This window comes from Streptomyces sp. NPDC050085, from assembly GCF_044460595.1.
Taxonomy (GTDB): domain Bacteria; phylum Actinomycetota; class Actinomycetes; order Streptomycetales; family Streptomycetaceae; genus Streptomyces.
Map to the genome: position 1 here is coordinate 125,383 of NZ_JBITJZ010000005.1, position 21,039 is coordinate 146,421.

Consider the following 21,039-nt stretch of genomic DNA (forward strand, 5'->3'; position numbering starts at 1 on the left):
GTGCGGGCAAGGGTTCGGTACGCAACTTCGTTGGGCGGGTGGGGAGTTGGTGGCCGGTGGTGACGCAGGGGTCCCTGGGGTCTGCGCCGGTCCGTGCCGGTCCGTGCTGGTCCGGCCGGTCCGTGCCGGTCCATGCCGGTCCGTGCCGGTCCGTGCTCCGATTGGCGATCACTGGGGAATGTTTTGTATCGTGCGAGAACAAAGTGGTTCCCGTCCGCGTACCCTGACCGGCGGGCGGGGCCGCCTTGTTCCTTCGTACGTCTCCGTTCTCAGGAGCTGCCGATGACGGCCACGCCTCTCGTCCTGTCCGCGCGCGCCCTCCTGCTGGACATGGACGGCACGCTCGTCAACTCCGACGCCGTCGTCGAGCGGATCTGGCGGCGCTGGGCCGCCGAGCACGGATTCGACGGCGACGACGTCATGCGCGTGGCGCACGGACGACAGGGGCACGCCACGATGGCCGAGCTGCTGCCCGAGCGGTCCATGGCCGAGAACTTCGCCGACAACGCCCGCATGCTCGCCGCGGAGACCGCCGACATGGACGGGGTCGTGGCGGTGCCGGGCGCGGCCGCGTTCCTGGACTCCCTGATCTCCGACGGGCTGCCGCACGCCCTCGTCACGTCCGCGGACGTCGCCCTGTCGACCGGGCGGATGGCCGCCGCCGGGCTGCCCTACCCCGTGGTCCGGGTGACCGCCGAGAACGTGGGGGCCAGCAAGCCGGACCCCGAGGGGTTCCTGAAGGGCGCCGCCGAGCTGGGGGTGGACCCCGCGGACTGCGTGGTGTTCGAGGACTCCGGGGCCGGTATCGAGGCGGGGCGCGCCGCGGGGATGCGGGTGGTGGGGGTCGGGCCTCGTGCTGGGGCGCACGGGCCCACCGTCCATGTGGCCGATCTGACCTCGGTCCGGGTCGAGGGTGCCGGTGGCGGGGAGATCCTGCTGCACGTCGGGTGAGCTGCGGGGCGATGATGCTCGGGTTGCGGGGCTGAGTCCCGGACCCCGCTGCCTCCCGTTCAAGGGCGGGGCTGATCAGGCCGAACTCCGGAGGGGCTGATCAGGTCTCCGACTCCAAGGCCCTGCGGGTGCTCGGCCCGTATGTGCCCGGGGGGTCCTCGTCCAGGCCGCGGGCGAACTGGTAGGTGGCCAGGGCGTATTGGGTCCTGCTGTCGAAGGTGCCGGTCGGCGTGCCGTCGTAGAGCCTCAACTCGGCCAGGCGGGACTGGAGTTCGCTGACCTGGGGGCCGGTGTCGCCGCGGCGCAGGACGTTGCCGTTCGACGAGTGGCCGTGCCCGTGGGACGGGGACGGCGTGGTGGGTGTCGGGGTCGGCGGAGGCGTCGTCACCCGGCTTCGGGTCGGCGTGGGGGACGCGGGCGCCGACGAGGACCGCGTCGCCGACGGGGACGCGGGCGGTGTCGTGTTCCGGGTCGATGCCGATGGGCTCGGGGACGCCGTGGGCGACGGCTGCCGGGTCGGGGCCGACGCCGAGACCGCCAGCGACTCCGTGTCCGCCGCCTGCGCCGACGTGTCCGGGCCCCCGCCGCCCGAGGAGCTCGAGATCAGGACCGCCACCAGCGCGGCCACGCTCAGTACCCCCGCGACCGCGGCCAGCAGCAGGGCCGGTGGGCGGCGCGGCTCGCGCGCATCGGCCCCGTCGTCCGGGTCGCCCGCGGTGGTGTCGGCCGGCTTCTGTTCCGGCGGCAGGGGTGCGCGTGCGTAGGGGTCGGAGACCCTCGGCGGTACCGGCAGCGTGGGCTCCGGCAGGGTCACGTAAGGGCGGATGCGGAGCGGACCGAAGCCCTCCGCCTCGCAGGCGCAGGACGGACCCCCGCCGTCGGGTCTCTCCTCGGCACCGCACTCCGGACACGTACGCCGCTCATCGCTCATGTGTGGCCCCCCTCCCCGAGAGCTGCAGCGCATTATGCAGACCCCCGGGCCCCGCCCGCAGCACCGGCCTCGAACTCGGCCGGACCTCGCCGGAACCGGCAGGACTCAACAGGCCAAACCGTCCCAGACCTACCAGGATGGGAGGGGGCAGCCTTTCAAGGCGGCCGGTGGAGGTGGCCATGAGCAGCCAGGACAGCGCCCAGGAGAGCGGCGGCGGGAACGGTGCCGTGAGTGGCGGCGTGAGTGGCGGCGTCCGTGCTGGTGCCGGCGCCCATGTGCACCGGGCGCTCCCCGGCGACCGGGGCAAGAGCGGCAGCGTCCTCGTCTCCATCGGCGCGCTGCTGCTCGGCATGCTGCTCGCCGCGCTCGACCAGACCATCGTGTCCACGGCGCTGCCCACCATCGTCAGCGACCTGGGCGGCCTGGAGCACCTGTCCTGGGTCGTCACCGCGTACATGCTCGCCGCGACGGCCGCGACCCCGCTGTGGGGCAAGCTCGGCGACCAGTACGGGCGCAAGAAGCTCTTCCAGCTCGCGATCGCGATCTTCCTCGTCGGGTCCGCGCTGTGCGGCGTCGCGCAGAACATGCCGCAGCTCATCGGCTTCCGCGCGCTGCAGGGACTCGGCGGCGGCGGGCTCATGGTGCTGTCCATGGCGATCGTCGGCGACATCGTCTCGCCACGTGAACGGGGCAAGTACCAGGGCCTGTTCGGCGCCGTCTTCGGTGCGACGAGCGTGCTCGGGCCGCTGCTCGGCGGACTGTTCACCGAGCACCTGAGCTGGCGCTGGGTCTTCTACGTCAACCTGCCCGTCGGCGTCGTCGCCCTCCTCGTCATCGCCGCGGCCCTGCACATCCCGGTCCGCTCCCAGAAGCACCGCATCGACTACCTCGGCACCTTCCTCATCGCGTCCGTCGCCACCTGTCTCGTCCTCGTCGCCTCGCTCGGCGGCACGACCTGGGGCTGGGGCTCGCCGGAGATCATCGGGCTCGCCGTGGTGGGCGTGATGCTCGCCGTGGTGTTCGTGTTCGTGGAGTTCCGGGCCGCCGAGCCCGTCCTGCCGATGAAGCTGTTCCGCGTCCGCACCTTCACGCTCTCCGCGATCATCAGCTTCGTCGTCGGCTTCGCGATGTTCGGCGCGATGACGTACCTGCCGACGTTCCTGCAGGTCGTACAGGGCGTCTCGCCGACCATGTCGGGCGTGCACATGCTGCCGATGGTGATCGGCCTGCTGCTCTCCTCCACGGTCTCCGGGCAGATCGTCAGCCGTACCGGCCGCTGGAAGGTGTTCCCCGTGGCGGGCACGGCCGTCACCTCGCTCGGCCTGCTCCTGCTCCACAACCTCACCGAGAACAGCTCGACCTGGGAGATGAGCGGCTACTTCTTCGTCTTCGGTCTCGGCCTCGGACTCGTCATGCAGGTGCTCGTGCTCATCGTGCAGAACGCGGTGCCGTACGAGGACCTGGGCGTCGCCACGTCGGGCGCCACGTTCTTCCGCTCCATCGGCGCCTCCTTCGGCGTCGCGATCTTCGGCACGATCTTCGCCAACCGGCTGAGCACGAAGCTGAGTTCGGCCCTCGCCGGACAGCAGGTGCCGCCCGGCGTCAGCACCGACTCGCTCAAGGCGGACCCGCGCGGCATCGCCGAACTCCCGCCCGCGCTGCGCCAGCCCGTCCTGCACGCGTACGCCACCTCCATCACGGACGTGTTCATCTATGCGGTCCCGGTCGCGCTGCTCGCCTTCGCCCTGTCCTGGTTCCTGCGCGAGGACAAGCTGCGCGCCTCGGTCACGGCCCCCGACACGACCCAGACGCTCGCATCCAACCCCGTGGAGCGCTCCTCGTACGACGAGGTGGCGCGGGCCCTGTCCAGCCTCGGGACGCGTGAGGGGCGGCGCGCGATCTACGAGAAGATCACCGCGCGGGCGGGCTACGACCTGATGCCCGCGGCCAGTTGGCTCGTGCTGCGCATCAACCGCTACGGCTGGGCCGAACCCGCCGTCCTCGCCGAGCGCAGCACCGTGCCCCTGCCGGTCGTCATCGAGGCGGCCCGGCAGGTCGAGGAGCGGCGCCTCGCCACCCGCGAGGGCCTCGACCTCGTCCTCACCGACGAGGGGCGCGCCGTCGCCGCGCGGCTCGGCCAGGCCCGCGAGGACTCCCTGGCCGAACTCCTCGGCGACTGGTGGGGGCCCGAACGCCCCACGGACCTCCAGCAGTTGGTGGCCGAGCTCAACAAGGAGATGTGCGGCTCGGACGCGGAGCGGCCGCACGACGGATCCGCCGGACTCGCAGCCTGAGTGTCAATATGGGCCGATACACGGTAAATGCCGGGTTCACTGGTCTAATGCGGCGGCATGGGTATCTCAGGCATCTCAGTACCTCGTCGGCGCGCGGCCCGGTACGCGACCGCGCTCGGAGCGGGGGCGGCGCTCGTGCTGGGCGGGGTCGCGGTCCCGTCCGCCGGCGCCGTCGCCGCCCCGATCGACGTGAGCGTGACGGAGGGCAGCACCGTCATGTTCCATCCGCAGGGCGGCAGTTCGGGGTCGGCCGGGGACGTGTTCACGTACACGCTGTCGGGCACGGCGGCGTGGGGGACCGTCGCGCCGGGCCTCGACATGGACTGCGGCGCCGCGGGCCGGGTGCTGACCTGCACGGCCACGGAGGGCGGGCCCGCCGTCTTCGTCGTCGCGGCGCAGATCGTCGTGCCGGAGGGCACCGGGGGCGCCGCGTTCACCGTCGCCACCGCGAGCCCGCACCGCCAGGACACCTACGCCTACACGGTCGCCGAGCGGCCGACGACCGCGCAGACCCTGTCCGGGCCCGGCTCCCACACCCTGACGATCAAGGCACCGGCACCGGGCGCCCACCCCGACCTCGGGTCCGCGGTCGCCTTCAACAACAGCGGATGGCTGTTCGCGCGCCACGCGTTCACGTTCCGGCTGCCGCCCGGGGTGACGGCGGACTCGCCCGAGTGCACCCAGGCCGGACAGCAGGTCACCTGCGAGCGGCGGGCGGGCGCGGGGCCCCACGACTACCGCGTGCCGGTCACCGTGGCGGACGACGCCGCGGAGGGCACCGTCACCACCGAGGGGGTCGCCGCGGCGGACGGCGGGTCGAACCCGGACCGGGTCCCCGTCCGCACTCCGTTCACCCTGCGACTGACGGTGGACCCGAAGGGCGCCGCCGCCCGGCACGACCACGACGGCGACGGCCGCAGCGACCTGGCCGTCTGGTACACGTACGGCGACAGGCGCTCAGGTCTGCACACCCTCACCGCCGCCGCCGACGGCACCCTCGGGCAGCCCTTCGGCTCCTACGCCTCCAACCCGGGCAGCTGGAACATCGACCGGATGCAGTTCGCCTCCGGCGACTTCAACGGGGACGGCCGCGCCGACGCCGCGATGCTCTACGACTACCTCGGCGGCCGGGTCCGCCTGATGACCGCGCTCGCCACACCGGACGGCGGCTTCGGCCGGCCCGTCGGATCGTGGGAGTCCAACCCGGGCGGCTTCTACGGCACGTCCATGACGCTGCAGAGCGGCGACTTCGACGGGGACGGCCGCGACGACCTCGCCGCCTGGTACGCGTACAGCGACGGGCGGAACAGGATCTTCACGTTCGCCGCCGGCGCCGACGGCTCGTTCGCGGCGCCCGTCAACGCCCATGAGGAGCCCACCAGTTGGCAGCGCCGGGCGACCAAGATGGTCACGGGCGACTTCAACGGCGACGGCCGCGACGACCTCGCCGCCCTCTACGGGGCGAGTGACGGCACCCTGACCCTGCACACCTTCCTCGCCACCGCCGACGGCCGCTTCACCAGGACCGCCTCGTGGAGCAGCAAGACGTTCGGAAACTTCGCGCGCGCCTATCCGCACGCCGGGGACTTCAACGGGGACGGCATCGGCGACATCGCCCTCTGGTACGACTACGCCGACGGGCGCGACGCCGTCTTCACCTTCGCCGCGGACCGCGAGGGCAGGTTCGCCGGACCGGTCACCGCCTACCAGGCGAAGGCGGGCAGTTGGACCTACGGGAACATGAAGCCCCTCACCGGCGACTACGACGGCGACGGGCGCGACGACCTCGCCACCCTCTACGGCTACAGCGACGGCCGCATCGCCATGTTCACCTGGCCGTCAGGACCGGGCGGCACCCTCACCGCGCCGCGCACCGGCTGGCGCTCCGACGGCAAGGGCTACAACCACCGGGCGGCCACGCTCATCAGCCCTTACAACAACTGAGGCACGTTCAACAACTGGGCGGCTGCGCCGGTCACTTGGTCAGTTTCTTGCTGAACCAGTGCTCGGCGTAGACGCCGTCGTTGTGCGGGGCCGTCTCCTCGTACCCGAGCCGTGCGTACAGCGCCCGCGCCTCCACCAGGTCGCTGCGGGTGTCCAGGCGGAGCACCTCGGCGCCCAGCGCGCGGGCCGCGTCCTCGGCTGCCGCGACGAGCAGCGGTGCCCCGCCCTTTCCGCGCAGCTCCTCGCGTACGAAGACACGGGTCAGCTCCGCGGTGACCGGGTCCGTGCGCGGGTCGGTGAGGCGCACCCCCGCGGTTCCGGCCGGTTCGCCCTCGTAGCGTCCGACGAGCAACTGGCCCTGCGGCGGGGCCAGTTGTTCCTGTCCGCCCGCGGCGACCTCGCGCTCCAGCTCCGCCGGGTCCGTGGCACGCCCCTCGTGCAGGCGGTACCAGCGGTCGCTCACCTCCGTGTAGTACGCGCGCCACAGTTCGGCGGCGACGGGGGAGTCGTACGGCTCGGGGGAGACGGTCCAAGAGGTGCGCATGAGGGATTGTGGGGCCGGTGGGGCGCGGAGACGCAACCGGATTTCGCCGGCGGCCCCCGGATCTGTTTGGAGCGGACGGTGGGGGCAACCCGGCGCGGAGCAGTCCACCACCGACACCGGGAAGGTCCGGGAGTACTCATGTCCACAGGCTTGATCATCGCTCTGATCGTGGTGGGGGTCGTGGTCGTCGTCGCGGCAGGCCTCTTCGCCGCGCGCACCGCACCCCGCGGGGGACACGGCCTCAAGCGCCGTTTCGGCCCCGAGTACGACCGGGCGGTGGCCCGGCACGACGGCGACGCCAAGGCCGCCGAGCACGAACTCGCCGAGCGGGTACGGATCCACGGCTCGCTGCGGGAGCAGCCGCTGGAGCCCGCCGCCCGCGCGCGGTACCAGGAGCGCTGGGCCGACGCCCAGGAGCGCTTCGTCGAGTCCCCGGCCGAGGCGGTCGCCGAGGCGGACCTGATCCTCGCCGACCTCGCCAAGGAGCGCGGCTTCCCCGACGGCAGCCGCTACGACGAACAGTTCGCCGCGCTCTCCGTCCACCACGGCCCGCAGGTGCACGGCTACCGGCGGGTGCACCGGGCGGCGGAGACGCGGGACGGCGGTACGGAGGAGATGCGCACGGCGATGGTCGAGGCGCGGGCCCTGTTCCACGTACTGGTCGGCTCCGACCGCACGGCGGGCCATGCCCTCAAAGGGCGTACCACCAAGGGCAATTGAGGGAGCTGAGGGACGATGACGGAGTTCGAGCGCACACAGCAGGACGAACCGGGGCAGGCGGCGGGGCCGCTCACCGGGCACACGGCGGCCGAGAAGACGGCGGCCGAGAAGACGTCGGTCGAGAAGAACACGGTGACCGGGACGGGGACGGGGACCGGGAGCGGGAGCGGGAGCGGAACCGACGAGCCGGCGCCGCTGGTCGCGAGCCCCGAGGGGCACGAGCGCAGCGCCCGCCACTTCGACCACGGGACCGGCGACGGCGACCTCCACACCGAGCTCGTCCCCACGGGCACCCGTGACGAACTGGCCGGGCGGCTGCGGCACGCGGTCACCGGGTTCGTCGACGAGCCGCGGGCCTCCGTGGAGGAGGCCGACCACATCCTCGAGGACCTGACGGCCAGCCTCACCGAGACGCTGGCGAGCCGCCGCGACACCCTGCGTACGTCCTGGCAGGACTCCAAGGACGACACCGAGCAGCTGCGGATCGCACTGCGCGACTACCGGGAGACGGCGGAGCGCCTGCTCCGCCTGTGACGGTTCCTAGCCGGCGGCCGCCCGCTTGACGAGCTCGCTGATGCGGGCCTCGTCGGCGGCGGTCAGCTCGCTGGTCAGGGCGAAGGCGGTCGGCCACATGGTGCCGTCGTCCAGCGTCGCCACGTCGTTGAAGCCGAGCGTCGCGTAGCGCGCCTTGAACTTGGCCGCGCTCTGGAAGAAGCAGAGGACCTTGCCGTCCTTCGCGTACGCGGGCATCCCGTACCAGGTCTTCGGCGTGAGGTGCGGGGCGGCGGCCCTGACGAGGGCATGGATCCGCTCGGCGAGGACGCGGTCCGCGTCCTCCATCTCGGCGATCTTCGCGAGGAGTTCGCTCTCCGGGTCGGCCTTCGCACCGCCCGCACGGCGCCGGGCGCCCGCCTTCACCTCTTTGGCGCGGTCCTTCATCGCGGCACGTTCCTCGGCGGTGAAGCCGTCTTCCTGCTCGGTGCGCGTCATGACAGGTCCCCTCTCACACTGCTGACGAAGAATCAGGAACTCAGGAGGCGGGCGTCAGGGACGCCGCTTCCCAGGCGAACCCGTCGGGGTCGGTGAACGGACCGGCGGTGCTGCCCAGCGCGATCCGGTGCGAGCCGCTGCCGTCGACGGGTACGCCCGCATCCTTGGCCAGGGCGGCGCGCTTGTACAGGGCCAGCTTGACCGGACTCGACGGGTCCGCGGTGAACTCGACGTACTTGCTGCCGAAGCTCTTGCCCACGGCCAGGCCCTGCTCCACGTAGAACTGCTTGCTCGCCTTGACGTCGGCGACGCCGAGCAGGAGCACCATCTCGTCGTACGCGCGCGTGGCGGGCCCCGTCTCCTTCTTCGCGGAGGTCGCGACCTTCCAGATCGTTCCGTCGGGGGCCTGGACGCTGCCGCCGTAGCCCCACAGGGACTTCGTGACCGGCTTCAGCGACGTGGCACCGGCCTCGAGGGCGGAGCCGATGAGGCTGTCGACGGTGGAGGGCTGGGAGACGGTGAGCGACAGCGTGAATCCGCGGAAGCCGGTCGTAGGGGCCTCGGAGGTGCGCAGCCGCAGCCGGGAGCCTTTGAGGTCGAAGGCGGTGGCGTAGAAGGATTCCGCGGCGACGGTGTCGGCCACTTCGAGGGTGATGGATGCGATGGAGGTCATGTGCTTCACGCTAGGCGCGGGGCGCCCACCATGGCTTCTCCATTCCTGACCGGTCTCCGGCGGCCACGACACCGGAACCGCCCCGTGCCCAAGATCGTCCTGCACGTCATGACCGCTGCCACTGACGCTGACGCTGCTGCCACCGCAATGACCACGCGCCACCTGTACGTGGTCCGGCACGCAGAGGCCTCCGACGACGAGAGCGCCCTGTCGGCCCGGGGTGTCCGCCAGGCCGAGCTCCTCGCCGAGCGCCTCCGCCCGGTGCCCTTCACGGCGGTCCACCACGGCCCGCTGCCGCGCGCGGCGCAGACGGCCCGGCTGATCCACGACCGGCTGGGCGGGGTCCCCCTCCACGCCTGCGAACCGGCGGGCGACTACCTCCCGTACATCCCGCCCCGCGCCGAACTCCCGCCGGAGACGGCCGACGCGACGCTGGCCCGCCTGGCCCAATTCCCGGTCGCAGAGAGGGAGTTGGGCCCGGGCCTCGCGGACCAGGCGCTGGCCCGCTTCACCGGCCCGGCCGAGGGAGAGGCCGACGCGGCTCCCCGTCACGAGCTGGTGGTCACGCACAACTTCCTGGCGGCCTGGCTGGTCCGCGACGCCCTACAGGCCCCCCGCGCCCGCTGGATCGGCCTCGATCTGGGCAACGCGGCCCTGACGGTCATCCGCTACGCCCCCGGCCGCCCGGCGTCGCTCCTCGTCCTCAACGACATGAGCCATCTGCCGCAGGAGCTCCGCTGGACGGGATTCCCGGCGGAGCTCCACGTGTGACGTACGTGCTGTGACGTACGTACGGGCGCTACGCGCTCTTCGGTGACGCCTGCTGTACGACCTCGAAGGACCACACCGACGACCCGGTCGAGGCGGGCTTCGGGCGGTCGCCGCCGCCCTGGTGGGCCGCCTTCATCGGGCCCTCCATCCACGCCTGGAACGACGCCTCGTCGCGCCAGCGCGTGTACACCAGGTAGTCGTCCGTGCCCTCGATGGGGCGCAGGAGCTCGAACCACTCGAAGCCGTCGGAGTTCTCCACGGCGCCCGCGCGGGACGCGAAGCGCTTCTCCAGGACCTCGCGCTGCTCGGCCGGGACGGTCAGGACGTTGATCTTGACGATGCTCATGGGGTCATCCTGCCGTACCGCCCACCGGCACCGGCACGGGCACCGGCGGCCTGACCTCGGCCATGCGGCGCTCCGGTCCGGTGCGGCGCAGGACGAGGTAGCCGACGAACGCGGCGGGGCCGAAGAAGATCTGGGCCGGGATCAGCGTGGGCAGGTCGCCGGTGACGGACTCGACCAGGAGCGGGGTGAGCGGCGGCAGCAGGCCGCCGAAGACCGCGACCAGCACGAGGGCGGTCGCCAGGCCGCGCCGCCCGTACGCCTTGTACGCGATCGTCGTGTACAGCGCGTACACCAGCAGGTCGCCCATGCCGACGACGGCGCCGAGGTCGCCGATGCGGATGCCGACGGACGGGGCGAAGGCGTAGCCCTGCACGGCGTTCAGGAGGCGCTGGGTCATCGGTACGACCGTGGCGAAGAAGAGGTCGTACACGGCGAGGGCGAGCGCGAAGCGGGAGACGTGGCGCAGGCTGAGGCCGCCCTGGGCGTTGAGGTTGGCGGCGCCGATGGCCATCAGCAGGATCATCACGCTGTTGACCACCCAGTACGGCGTGGCGTGCGTCGGGTCGTCCTCGGCGCCGCGGGCGGTGAACCAGTCGGCCGCGACCAGGCCCAGGATGAGCAGCCAGCGCAGCCACCCCGGCCGGATCACCGAACCCCAGCTGACGGCGAGCCCGCCGACCAGGGTGAGGCCGAGCACCGGCGGCAACAGCCAGTCGGGGAAGGAGAGATAGAGGAACGGCAGCGCGATGACGAAGGCCAGCATGACGACCATGTCGTTGCCGTTGAAGGCGCCCACCGCGGGCCTCGGGAGCGTGAAGCGGCGGAAGAACGCGACGGCGGCGAGCGCGACGCCCACCGACAGGGCCAGCGTGACCAGGATGAAGAAGGTGTGCTGTGCGGCGCTCACGCGGTCCTCCCGGCGAAGCTGGTCTCCCTCAAGTCACTGCGGTAGCGCCGCAGTTCGAGCCCGTCCACGTCCACGAAGCGGACCGCCGCGTCCAGGCCCGCCGCGGCGAACCGGGCGGCCACGTCGGCGGCGTCCCACTGCGCGGCCTGCTCGGCGGGCAGTTCGACGCGCAGCCTGCCGTCGGCGACCGAGACCCGGTGCCGCACCGGCCACCGCGCGTCCGGCAGGGCGTCGAGCACCTCGATGACGTCGCGGGAGGTCACCACGGAGTCGGCGGTGCGCAGGACGTGGTCGGCCTTGCCGAGGATCTGCGAGGTGGCCGGTACGTTCGCCATCTCGCAGTCCAACTCCCCGTCGGGCAGCCGCCGTACGAGGTCACCGGTGTCGTAGCGGAACAGCGGCATGCACTCGCGGTACGGGTGGAACGGCGTGGCCACGATCGAGCCGAGGGCGCCGGGCGCGGCCGGTTCGCCGGTCTCCAGGTCGCAGACCTCGACCAGGCCGACGTTCGCGTCGATGTGCAGGTGCTGCTGCGTGCAGATGGCGCCGGCCACCGGCGTGATCTCGGTCATGCCGTAGAGGTCGTTGACGCGGGCGCCGAAGGTGTCGGTCGCGGCCTGTGCGAGGGCCGGGGACAGGATCTCGCTGCCGACGTTCAGGGCGCGCAGCCTGAAGTCGCCCGGCCCCAGGCCCCGTTCGCGGGCCAGGGTGATCAACTGGCCGAGGTAGCTGGGGTACGTGACCATCACGGTCGGCGCCCCCGGGCCGGTGCCGGTCATCAGGTCCAGGGCCTCGGCGGGCGGCACCAGGCCCACCAGGCGTATCGCGGTGCCGGCCAGCCGGGCCACCTGCATCTCCGCGTACGCGCTGCCGGTCGCCCTCGAACTCACGTTGAACTGGATCAGGTCCGACTTCAGGACGTTGCCGCGCAGCACCTGGGACAGCGCCACGAGCGCGGGCCACAGCCGTTCCTCGTACGCCGAGTACCAGATCTCCGCGGGGCGGCCGGTGGTGCCCGTGGTGCGTGAGGCGAGGAAGGGCTCGCTGCACAGGAAGTCGCGGCCGCGCTTGACCAGGTCGGTCTTGGTGGTGACCGGGACGGCGTGCACGGTGTCGACGGTGAGTTTCGCCGGGTCGACTCCGGCGGCACGGAAGTGCTCGGCGTAGAAGACGGACTTCTTCGCGAGCCGCTGCGCGGTGCGGCGCAGCGCCTTGTTCGTCATCTCGGTGCGCATCTGCGGGTCGGCGGCCGTGCCGCGCAGCAATTGCTCGACGTCCTCACCGGGAGCGCCGAATTCGGCCAGGGTGGCCAATGCGTCGGCGACGAGCTTCTCCGCTGAGCGGACATTGATGGGGCGGCCGAGGACCATCGCCCAGGCCAGCCGGAACTGCCGGATGCCGGAATCGAACACGACTCCCCCTGCCCGAGAACACCAAGATCATCGAGAACGTCAAGAACGGCTGGAGGCCCCGATGAACGGGGTGCACCGGGGTGGGCGGCGAGGCCGCCCACCCCTTCGGGCGCAGGTCAGCTGATGCAGCTGGAGAACAGGACGCCCGCCATCGAACCCATGATGTACTTCGTGTGCTTGAGCGTGGAGACGATCGCTGCCATTCGAACCTCCTACCTCGAGTCGTTCACCGGAGTGGCGAACGGGAGCAATGCTGTTCCTGGGGTTTGAGGGGTGTCAAGGCTCCGGTGATCAGTTTCCGTTCGGAAATCGGAGAGTGATTACGGAATATCGGGGTCCGATTTCGATCGTGTTTCGCGCCATTCCGCCACGATCTCGTCGATGTCGTACGGCTTCAGGCCAAGGGGCGGACCCGGCGGCGGCTTGAACATCATGTCGCTGATCTTGGCGTTGATCTCGGTGACGATGCGGCGCACGACCGCTTCCGTGGGGGCCTTCGCCGCCGCCTCCAGCGCGTCCTCGGCCTCCTTGCGCAGGGCCAGGGTCGGGGGCAGGACGGAGAAGCCCTCGCGGGCCAACTTGCGCTTGATCCACCAGTTCTCGTCGTACGTGGTGTCGGCCGCGGAGTCGAGGGGCTTGCCGGTGCCGGGCAGGGAGTCGAAGTCGCCGCGCCGCTCCGCGTCGCGGATCTGTTTGTCGACGAATGACTCGAAGCTGACGCCGGGTGGTTTGCGTTCGGTCATGGAGCCATTGTCGCGCAGGTGGTCCGGGTCGGGCCGGGGGCCCATAGGATGCGGCCGCTACGACGGACGCTGACTCTGGGGGAGTGCGGTGCTCGAACTGACCATGGCCACGGTGGCCGGGGGCGACCCCGGGTCGACGGCCGGGATGGTGATGGCCGAGGCGGACAGTGTGCCGGGGGCCGTGGTGCGGGTGGGGCGGGACCGGAGCGTGTGCCGGCTCGTGACGCCGGAGGACTGGCTGTTCGTGTCCCGGGTGCATCTGGAGTTCTGGTGCGGGCCCGCGCGGGAGTGGAGCGTGGTGTGGGTGCGGGGGTCGCAGGACGATCCCGCCTCGGAGGTGCGGGTGCGCCTCGGGGCCGACGGCGGGCCCGGTCAACCCGTGCCGTACGGCGGGGCGTTGAAGCTGCCGCGCGGCGGCTCCGGCGAGGTCGTCGTCCTCGACCGGGGCGGGCCGCGCAGCGTGACCGTCGGGTTCTACCACGAGGTCGCGGACGGCACGTAGGCCGTCAGCCGAGGGGCGGCGGCACGTGCACGGGCGGCGGCGGAAGGACGGGGCGGCGGCGCCGGGTGCGGACGGTCAGGAGCGCCGCGGTTCCGGTGACGGCCACCGCGGCGACGAGCGTCAGGAACCAGACGGGGATGCCGGGGCCGACGGTGAGCAGCCGGTCCGTGTAGTGGACCGTCCGGTACGGGGTGTCGGCCGCCGCCCGCCGCAGCTCGTGGTCGGCGTCGATGCGGGACGGCGTCGGGAAGGCCTGCCTCAGGGTCGTCAAGTACTGGGTACCGGCGGCCAGTTGGGCGAGCGGGCCCGCCGCCGGGGCCGTGACCTTCCCCGCGTACGTCACCTCCGGCCGCTCCCCGCCGATCGCCGAGCGGGTCTCCATGCGGTGGGCGGCGAGGACGTACAGGGTCAAGTTCTGCGGGGTGTGCGCCAGTTGGGAGAGCCGCATCGGGTAGACGAGGCGGTCGCCGGCGAAGGTGAGGTGCAGCGGGTCGAGCGCACCGCCGAGCACGGAGCCGCGGTCCTCGGGGGCGAGGCGGATCGCGACGTACTCCCAGCCCTGGTCGACGTACGGCTGGAGGGCCTTGGCGAGCCGGGGCGGCAGCGTGAAGCCGTTCCGCTGCAGCCAGTCGGCGAGGGCGTCGGGGTCGGTGGCGGTGAGGCGGGCCACGTCGAACGGGCCGAGGTGTTCGCGGCCCACGACGTTCACGTCGCTGCGGGGTGCGCCCGGCTTCGGCGCCGCCGCGTCGCCGGAGTCGTCGCCGCCGAACGGCCAGTCGTCGTCGCGTGGCCAGAAGTAGTGCCGGGTGCGCCGCTCGGGCGCGGTCGCCGTCTCCAGCTGCGTGAACAACTCGCTTTCGCCCAGGCGTACTTGGGCGCGGTGGGGCACGGGCATGACCCAGGCGACGTCGCGCACGTCGCCGCTCACCCTCAGCCGCATCACGATGTCCTCGCGGTGCCCGTCCCAACGCACCGCCGACGTCTCGTCGTTGACGACGACCTGCTGCCCGGTGTGCGGCACCATCGCGCCGCAGCCGCACGCGTACGCGGGCACGGCGATCCAGGCGAGCTGGATCGCGAGCAGCGCGAAGGTGACGAGCAGGACCCTGGCGCGGGTGGTCAGGGGCGCGGCCGGTGCGGCCGGTGCGGCGGCTGGTGTGGTCATGCGCGTAGCGACGGGGGCGGGTGGGGGCGTGGTTCCCGGCGTTACGCGGCTGTTGCGCGGGCCCGCCACCCTGCCCGATGCTGCGGGCATGACAGATGACCAGCCCGTTCGCCCCGATCAGCCCGCACCATCCGCTCAACCCGGCCAACCCGGCCAACCCGGCCAACCCGGCCAACCCGGCCAACCCGTACGGAACTTCGCCTGGTCCAACATGTTCGTGACGCCGGACGACGATCCGCGTACGGACGGCGGCTATCAGGGCGAACGCGCCATGCTCGTCGGCTATCTGCGCGACTACCGCCTGACCCTGGAGCTGAAGTGCGCGGGCCTCGACGCGGAGCAGCTCGCGCGGCGGTCCGTCGAGCCGTCGACGATGTCGCTGCTCGGGCTCGTGCGGCACATGGCGCGGGTCGAGCACGTGTGGTTCCGCCGCATCCACGCGGGTCTCGACGAGCCGGAGCTGTTCCGTACGCCGGAGCACCGGGATCTCGACTGGGACGGGGCCGTCGCCGAGGACGCCGTGGTGGAGGAGGCGTTCCGGATGTGGCGCGAGGAGATCGCGTTCGCGGAGAAGTACGTGGAGGGGATCGAGGACCTGGGCGCCATGAACGCGGCCGGGGACCTGTCGATCTCCCTGCGCGAGGTGCTTCTCCACATGATCGAGGAGTACGCACGCCACGCGGGCCACGCGGATCTGCTCCGCGAACGGGTGGACGGGCGGGTCGGTCAGTAAGGACCGGACCCGGGGTCAGACCGCCGGAGGCGAACCCGGCAGCGGCTTGCCCGCCGATTCCCTCATCCGCCACGCCGCGATCCCGCCGATGATCGCCGCCGCCATCATGTAGTACGCCGGGATCATCAGGTTCCCCGTGCCCGCGATGAGCGCGGCGGCGATCAGCGGGGTCGTGCCGCCGAACAGGGACACCGAGACGTTGAAGCCGACGGACAGCGAGCCGTAGCGGACCTTCGTCGGGAACAGGGCCGGGAGCGCCGACGGCATCGACGACGTGAAGCCGACCAGGAGCAGGCCGAGGGCGGCGAGGCCGAGGGCGATCGCCCAGGTCGAACCCGCGCGGATCAGCAGGACCGCGGGGACGGACAGCAGCACGAAGCCCGCGCAGGCCGCGCCGATGACCTTGCGGTGGCCGAAGCGGTCGTTGGCCGCGCCCATCGGGATCTGGACGCACATCATCAGCAGCATCACGCCGATGAGGATGAGCGTGCCGTGGGTGGCGTCGTAGCCGAGCTCCTCGCTCAGGAACGTGGGCATGTAGGAGAGGAGCATGTAGTCGGTGACGTTGAAGACGAGGACGAGGGCGATGCACAGGGCCATCGCGCCGCCGTTGCCGACGAACATCTCGCGCAGCTTCGGCTTCGGCAGGGCCTTCTGCTTCTTCTCGGCCTCGTCCGCGAGCTGCTGGAACGCCGGGGTCTCCTCCAGCTTCATCCGTACATAGAGGCCGACCAGGCCGATCGGACCCGCGATGAGGAACGGCAGGCGCCAGCCCCAGCCGTACAGGTCGCCGTCCGACAGCGTGGTGGTGAGCAGGGTCGCGAGGCCCGCGCCCGCCACGTAACCGACGAGCGTGCCGAACTCGAGGAAGCTGCCGAAGAAGCCGCGGCGCTTGTCGGGCGCGTACTCGGCGATGAACGTGCACGCGCCGCCGTACTCACCACCGGTCGAGAAGCCCTGCACCATGCGCGCCGCGATCAGCAGCACGGGCGCCCACACGCCGATGGTGTCGTAGGAGGGGATCAGGCCGATCGCGAAGGTGCCCGCCGCCATCATGATCATGGTGATGGCGAGGACCTTCTGCCGGCCGATCCGGTCGCCGAGCGGGCCGAAGAAGGCGCCGCCGATGGGGCGCACGAGGAAGGCGGCGGCGAACGTGCCGAGCGTGGACAGGACCTGGGCGCTGCTGGACGCCGTCGGGAAGAAGACGTGGCCGAGCGTCGCGGTCAGGTAGCCGTAGACACCGAAGTCGAACCATTCCATCGCGTTGCCGAGTGCCGCCGCCTTCACCGCGCGCTTGACCAGCGACGGGTCGGTGACGGTGACGTTCGTGCGCTCGGCGGAAGTGCGGCCCCTCGCGGAGATGGAGGGCCTGCTGGTACTGGGAACGATGGAGGTGGCGCTCGACAAGGTCTCGCTCGCCTGCCTTTCGTCGGGGACAAGGGCAAAGGCCGCTCACGTGGAACGGCCCGAAAGGGACCTTAGGCCCGACGGCGATCCTCACGGAGAGCGACCTTCTCGCTACGTGGCGCACGGAAACTGCCTCCGGCCAGGAAGAACGCGATGCCGCATCGGCGGCGGAAACGGACTAATCTGTGATCTTTGTCGCGGAACCGGATCCGTGTAGCCAGCAATGAGGCGTCGCCTTCCGGACAAATCCGAGTGGACGAACAGGTGAAGTAGGGGTTGCGCGCGTCTCCTGTCTGGGGGCGGTGCGACTCGTACGAGTACGAGTACGAGGGCGACGACGACGAGGTCGGGAGGGTCGACAGCGCGTGGCGAACGTGGATCACCAGGGAACGATGACCGGGCGGATGAGCCTCGTACGCGCAGGTCTGTGGCTGATCGCCACCGTGCTCGCCGCGCGCCAGCTAGTGGCTGTCCTGAGCACGCCACGCGGTGAGCGCCTCACCGACCTCGAGACGTGGATCGGCCCGAACGGCGTCCTCCACGTGAAGGGCTCGCTCTACGACGGAACCGACCCGTTCACCGGCACCCCGTTCTCCGGCCTCGTCCTCAAACCGCTCTCCCGCGCCGCCGAACAGGCCCTCGGCTGGGGCTGGACGTTCGGCTCGCTCGCGCTCGTCGTGGCGCTCGGCCTGGTCGCCGCGCGCGCCCTGCCGCAGCCCGTCTCCCGCCGTACGTCCCTGTTCGCCGCGCCCGTCGCGATCAGCCTGCTCATGCTGTCCCTGCCCGTGCGCAACGCGTTCACGCTCGGCCAGACCAGCATCCTGCCGGTCCTGCTCGTCCTCCTCGGCTGTTTCGCCGTACGGGGGGAGCGGGCGTCCGGCGTCCTCATCGGCGTCGCCGCCGCCCTCCAGCCGACGGTCCTCCTCTTCGCGCCGCTGCTGTGGTTCACCGGCCGCAGGCGCGCGGCCGTCACCTCAGGACTCACCTTCGTCGGCGCCACCGCGCTCGCCTGGGCCGCGCTGCCGCACGACTCGTGGACGTACTGGGTGCACCACCTGGCCGGCACGGGCCTGAGCACCGAGCCCGCCGCGGGCGCCAACCAGTCGCTGCACGGCATGCTGCTCCGCCTCGGCCTCGAAGGACCGCTGGAGATCGGCCTCTTCGCGGCCCTGGGCGTCACGGTCGCCGTGCTCGGCCTGCGCCGCGCGGTCACGTACGCGCGCGACGGCCAGCTCCTCCTCGCCGTCGCCGTCACGGGCTGCGTGGCCGTCGCGGTCTCGCCGACGACCTGGCAGCACCAGCTGCTCTGGGTGCTCCTCGCCGTCGTCGGCAGCGTCGGCAAGCGCGTCTCCGACCGCTACATGTGGCCGGTCCTCGTCATCCTCGCGCTGACGCTGCCGTCGAAGATGCTGCTGCCGAACATGCCGGTCGTCGAGCCGATCCGGGACAACGTGGTGCTGCTCGCGGCGCTCGCCGCCGCCTGCGTCGTCCCCTTCCTCTCCCGCACGTCGCCGCTGTACCGGACGCCGATCCCCACGGACTACGCCGCACCCGTCCCCGCCCGCTGGACCTGGGTCCCGCTCCTGCCGCTCTGGCGTCGCGTCCTGTCCCGCCCGAACCTGATCCTCGAGTTCCTCCTGATCCGCGTCGGCTACTCCGCGTACCAGCAGGTGCGGCTCGCGGCGACCGGCGGCACGATCTCCGGCGGCCGGGTCACCGCGGAGTCCCACGGCCACCAGGTGCACTCGATCGAGAAGTTCCTGCACATCGACATCGAGCACTGGGTCAACCACGGCGTCGTCGACCACGCGCCCTGGCTGAAGGACTTCTTCAACTTCTATTACACGTCCTTCCACTTCGTGGTCCCGCTGAGCCTGCTCGCCCTTCTGTACGTCCGGCGCCCCGCGGAGTACCGCTGGGCGCGCTCGGCCCTCGGCTTCGCGACACTCCTCGCCCTCATCGGCTTCTGGGCGTACCCCCTTGCTCCGCCGCGCCTGATGCCGGACCTCGGCTTCATCGACACGGTCCACGGTGCCCAGGACTTCTCCAAGCCCAACTACGGCACGCTGACCGAGCTCACGAACCAGTACGCGGCGATGCCCTCGCTGCACTTCGGCTGGTCCCTGTGGTGCGGCATCGTCATCGTGGTCCTCGCCCGCCGCCGGTGGGTCAAGGCCCTCGGCCTCGTCCACCCCCTGTGCACGGTCTCCGCGATCGTCGCGACCGGGAACCACTGGGTGCTCGACGCGGTGGGCGGCGCGACCGTCGTCGGGCTCGGGTTCTTCCTCACGTACGCGCTTCAGGGCCCGCGGGTGAAGACGGTCACGGCTGCCGCGTCCGAGATCGGCGGAGTTCCGGCCCGTCGTCGTGGGTCGTCACGTCCGGGGGCGGGACCGCCGTCGCCGCGGGAGGCGTGACGCTGACGCCGCCGGGATCGAGCTGCGACGCGGTCGCCGTGCAGGGGACGTTCACGGACGCGGGCGGTCGCCTTCCTGGGGGCGCCGGACCCCGCAGGATGGATACCGATCTCGGTTCAACTGTCGTTCAGAATCGGCGGGTTCGGGTGCGCCGCCGCGTTCTCAGGGACCGTGTCCGGTGATCATGCTTCTCTGGTGCTCGACGCCATCGTGACCTGGCCGGCCGCGACCCCGCCGTGGAGGTGCAGCGCCCGCAGCGCGGCCTCCATGGCGAACCGGTGTCCCGGGTCCTCCAGGCGGTCGCCGAAGTGCGCGTCGAGATTGCGCAGCCGGTAGCGGACGGTCTGGGCGTGGACGCCGAGGACGTCGCCGACCTGGTCCGCGGTGCCGCGCGTGGTCAGCCAGGCGTGCAGGGTCTCCACGAGGCGGGCGCGACGGGTGCCCGAGGACTTGTCGAGCGGGGCGAGTTCGCGGGTCGCGATCTCATTGACCAGGGCCGGATCGGAGAGCAGCCACAAGGTCACCAAGTGGTCTGCCGTGTCGATGACTTGAGCGTCGGCAACGATGTCATCGTCGACCAGTTGAAGCAGCCTCCGGGCCCAGCGGAGCGAATCCGCGGCCTGTGCGGTCGGCACCGTGAGGCCGATCGCGAGCGGCGTGCCGAGCGTCGCGGACTCCAGCATCGCGCGCCGCTCGGGGGTGAACGGGCCGGGAATGAGGAGGTGCGGCTGCGGGACGCCCAGGTCGGTGAGGACGTCCATGTCCAGGTCCGCCTGGATGTGGTCGGGCGCCGGGGTGCGCAGAGCGATGAGGGTGACCTCGTCGGGCAACGGCCAACTGGCCTGCTCGCACAGCTCGTTGATGGTGGTGTGATTGAGCGGGGTGCCCGCCAGGATGAGGTGGAGCAAGCGTCTTCGGAGCGTTTCGAGAGCGGAACCCGATCTCGCCTGGACCTCCTGGTACCCCTCGCGTGAGAGCGCTCCCAGTTCGTCGATGTACGCGAAGAGCGCGTCGGCGAAGGTGAGGAGGAGGGTGGGGGAGAGGTCGTAGCGGCGGCCGATCGTCTTCGCGCGGCGCAGGGCCACGCGGGCGCCGAGACGATAGGCGCCCTGGAGCGTTTCGAGGTCGCGTCCCTCGTAGGCCTCAACTCTGCCGAATTTGCGGAGGAGTTCGTCGCGTACGGCGGACGAGGCGTCCGGGTCGGCGACGCGGTCGACGAACGCGGACAGGGCGTGTTCGACGCCGTGCCGGATCGCCGCGGCGTTCGGGCCGTTGAGGAGGTGCGCGTACTCGGGGTACGCGCGCGTCACCTCGACCCGTATCTCCTTGATGAGCCCGGGGAGTTCGGGCCGCATGATGGCGGCGAACTCCGGGGGGAGCGGGCCCAGCGGTTCGTTCACGTCTGGGGGTTGCACGCGCGGGGGCATGTACGGTCCTCGCTGTCCGGGCGCCCGGTGGGGGGAACGGGGTCCGCGAGGGCCGTGGGTGTGGCCCATGTGGCCCTTGCGGAACCGTCAGGTGCGTACCTTTGGGAACTCCTGTGAAAGTAGAGCAAGTTGAATGTGGTGTACACCACTTCGGGGCGG

At 71.5% G+C, this 21,039-nt stretch carries 20 protein-coding genes; 9 read left to right on the top strand and 11 right to left on the bottom strand.

Features of this window, described 5'->3' with window-relative positions; all coding sequences use genetic code 11:
- The first annotated feature begins 282 nt into the window (after positions 1-282).
- Entirely contained in the window at positions 283-951 is a 669-nt protein-coding gene (locus tag ACIBUY_RS20215; protein ID WP_365561401.1) for an HAD family hydrolase, read from the top strand.
- 100 nt (positions 952-1,051) lie between these two features.
- Here ACIBUY_RS20215 and ACIBUY_RS20220 read toward each other — a convergent pair whose 3' ends face one another.
- Positions 1,052-1,882, bottom strand: a complete 831-nt coding sequence (locus tag ACIBUY_RS20220) for a peptidoglycan-binding domain-containing protein (protein WP_399153248.1) — start codon at positions 1,880-1,882, stop codon at positions 1,052-1,054.
- A 179-nt stretch (positions 1,883-2,061) separates the two neighbouring features.
- Here ACIBUY_RS20220 and ACIBUY_RS20225 point away from each other — a divergent pair, with 179 nt between their 5' ends.
- Both ACIBUY_RS20225 and ACIBUY_RS20230 read left to right on the top strand, forming a co-directional pair.
- Positions 2,062-4,176, top strand: a complete 2,115-nt coding sequence (locus ACIBUY_RS20225; RefSeq protein WP_399153249.1) for a DHA2 family efflux MFS transporter permease subunit — start codon at positions 2,062-2,064, stop codon at positions 4,174-4,176.
- Positions 4,177-4,233: 57 nt separating this feature from the next.
- Positions 4,234-6,120 carry a VCBS repeat-containing protein gene (locus tag ACIBUY_RS20230; RefSeq protein WP_365561409.1) on the top strand — a complete coding sequence of 629 codons (1,887 nt, stop codon included), beginning with the start codon at positions 4,234-4,236 and terminating at the stop codon, positions 6,118-6,120.
- A gap of 31 nt (positions 6,121-6,151) precedes the next feature.
- Here ACIBUY_RS20230 and ACIBUY_RS20235 read toward each other — a convergent pair whose 3' ends face one another.
- The gene (locus ACIBUY_RS20235) at positions 6,152-6,664 is read right to left on the bottom strand and encodes a GNAT family N-acetyltransferase (protein ID WP_365561411.1); all 513 of its coding nucleotides are present in this window, start codon (positions 6,662-6,664) and stop codon (positions 6,152-6,154) included.
- Between the two features lie 138 nt (positions 6,665-6,802).
- Between ACIBUY_RS20235 and ACIBUY_RS20240 the strand changes: the two genes are divergently transcribed.
- Positions 6,803-7,384 carry a hypothetical protein gene (locus tag ACIBUY_RS20240; protein ID WP_365561413.1) on the top strand — a complete coding sequence of 194 codons (582 nt, stop codon included), beginning with the start codon at positions 6,803-6,805 and terminating at the stop codon, positions 7,382-7,384.
- 15 nt (positions 7,385-7,399) lie between these two features.
- Complete coding sequence (locus tag ACIBUY_RS20245) at positions 7,400-7,918, top strand: hypothetical protein (RefSeq protein ID WP_365561416.1); 519 nt, start codon at positions 7,400-7,402, stop codon at positions 7,916-7,918.
- Between the two features lie 6 nt (positions 7,919-7,924).
- Here ACIBUY_RS20245 and ACIBUY_RS20250 read toward each other — a convergent pair whose 3' ends face one another.
- The gene (locus tag ACIBUY_RS20250) at positions 7,925-8,374 is read right to left on the bottom strand and encodes a DUF1801 domain-containing protein (RefSeq protein ID WP_365561418.1); all 450 of its coding nucleotides are present in this window, start codon (positions 8,372-8,374) and stop codon (positions 7,925-7,927) included.
- A gap of 40 nt (positions 8,375-8,414) precedes the next feature.
- Positions 8,415-9,047 (bottom strand): glyoxalase, encoded by a 633-nt coding sequence (locus tag ACIBUY_RS20255; RefSeq protein WP_365561420.1) that lies wholly within the window; start codon positions 9,045-9,047, stop codon positions 8,415-8,417.
- A 108-nt stretch (positions 9,048-9,155) separates the two neighbouring features.
- Here ACIBUY_RS20255 and ACIBUY_RS20260 point away from each other — a divergent pair, with 108 nt between their 5' ends.
- Positions 9,156-9,818, top strand: coding sequence for a histidine phosphatase family protein (locus ACIBUY_RS20260; RefSeq protein ID WP_399153250.1), 663 nt, complete (start codon positions 9,156-9,158; stop codon positions 9,816-9,818).
- A gap of 28 nt (positions 9,819-9,846) precedes the next feature.
- On the opposite strand, the gene ACIBUY_RS20265 is transcribed toward ACIBUY_RS20260, so the two are convergent.
- The 4 genes from ACIBUY_RS20265 to ACIBUY_RS20280 form a co-directional block, all read right to left on the bottom strand.
- Positions 9,847-10,164, bottom strand: coding sequence for an antibiotic biosynthesis monooxygenase (locus ACIBUY_RS20265; RefSeq protein WP_365561423.1), 318 nt, complete (start codon positions 10,162-10,164; stop codon positions 9,847-9,849).
- Between the two features lie 4 nt (positions 10,165-10,168).
- Positions 10,169-11,071 carry a hypothetical protein gene (locus ACIBUY_RS20270; RefSeq protein WP_365561424.1) on the bottom strand — a complete coding sequence of 301 codons (903 nt, stop codon included), beginning with the start codon at positions 11,069-11,071 and terminating at the stop codon, positions 10,169-10,171.
- Complete coding sequence (locus ACIBUY_RS20275) at positions 11,068-12,483, bottom strand: AMP-binding protein (protein ID WP_365561426.1); 1,416 nt, start codon at positions 12,481-12,483, stop codon at positions 11,068-11,070. Before ACIBUY_RS20275 ends, ACIBUY_RS20270 begins: the two co-directional genes overlap by 4 nt.
- 320 nt (positions 12,484-12,803) lie before the next feature.
- On the bottom strand, positions 12,804-13,226 hold the full coding sequence (locus ACIBUY_RS20280; protein ID WP_365561429.1) for a DUF1992 domain-containing protein: 423 nt from the start codon (positions 13,224-13,226) through the stop codon (positions 12,804-12,806).
- 88 nt (positions 13,227-13,314) lie between these two features.
- Here ACIBUY_RS20280 and ACIBUY_RS20285 point away from each other — a divergent pair, with 88 nt between their 5' ends.
- Positions 13,315-13,728: a hypothetical protein gene (locus ACIBUY_RS20285; protein WP_365561432.1), complete on the top strand. Its 414-nt coding sequence runs from the start codon at positions 13,315-13,317 to the stop codon at positions 13,726-13,728.
- 4 nt (positions 13,729-13,732) lie between these two features.
- Here ACIBUY_RS20285 and ACIBUY_RS20290 read toward each other — a convergent pair whose 3' ends face one another.
- On the bottom strand, positions 13,733-14,893 hold the full coding sequence (locus ACIBUY_RS20290; RefSeq protein ID WP_399153251.1) for a DUF2330 domain-containing protein: 1,161 nt from the start codon (positions 14,891-14,893) through the stop codon (positions 13,733-13,735).
- Positions 14,894-15,104: 211 nt separating this feature from the next.
- Here ACIBUY_RS20290 and ACIBUY_RS20295 point away from each other — a divergent pair, with 211 nt between their 5' ends.
- Positions 15,105-15,626 carry a DinB family protein gene (locus tag ACIBUY_RS20295; RefSeq protein ID WP_365561983.1) on the top strand — a complete coding sequence of 174 codons (522 nt, stop codon included), beginning with the start codon at positions 15,105-15,107 and terminating at the stop codon, positions 15,624-15,626.
- A 15-nt stretch (positions 15,627-15,641) separates the two neighbouring features.
- Here the strand turns inward: ACIBUY_RS20295 and ACIBUY_RS20300 are convergent, their stop codons facing one another.
- Entirely contained in the window at positions 15,642-17,036 is a 1,395-nt protein-coding gene (locus tag ACIBUY_RS20300; protein WP_399153252.1) for an MFS transporter, read from the bottom strand.
- 404 nt (positions 17,037-17,440) lie between these two features.
- Between ACIBUY_RS20300 and ACIBUY_RS20305 the strand changes: the two genes are divergently transcribed.
- Complete coding sequence (locus ACIBUY_RS20305) at positions 17,441-19,453, top strand: bifunctional glycosyltransferase 87/phosphatase PAP2 family protein (protein WP_399153483.1); 2,013 nt, start codon at positions 17,441-17,443, stop codon at positions 19,451-19,453.
- 182 nt (positions 19,454-19,635) lie between these two features.
- Here ACIBUY_RS20305 and ACIBUY_RS20310 read toward each other — a convergent pair whose 3' ends face one another.
- Positions 19,636-20,880, bottom strand: a complete 1,245-nt coding sequence (locus ACIBUY_RS20310) for a helix-turn-helix domain-containing protein (protein WP_365561437.1) — start codon at positions 20,878-20,880, stop codon at positions 19,636-19,638.
- Positions 20,881-21,039 lie beyond the last annotated feature (159 nt).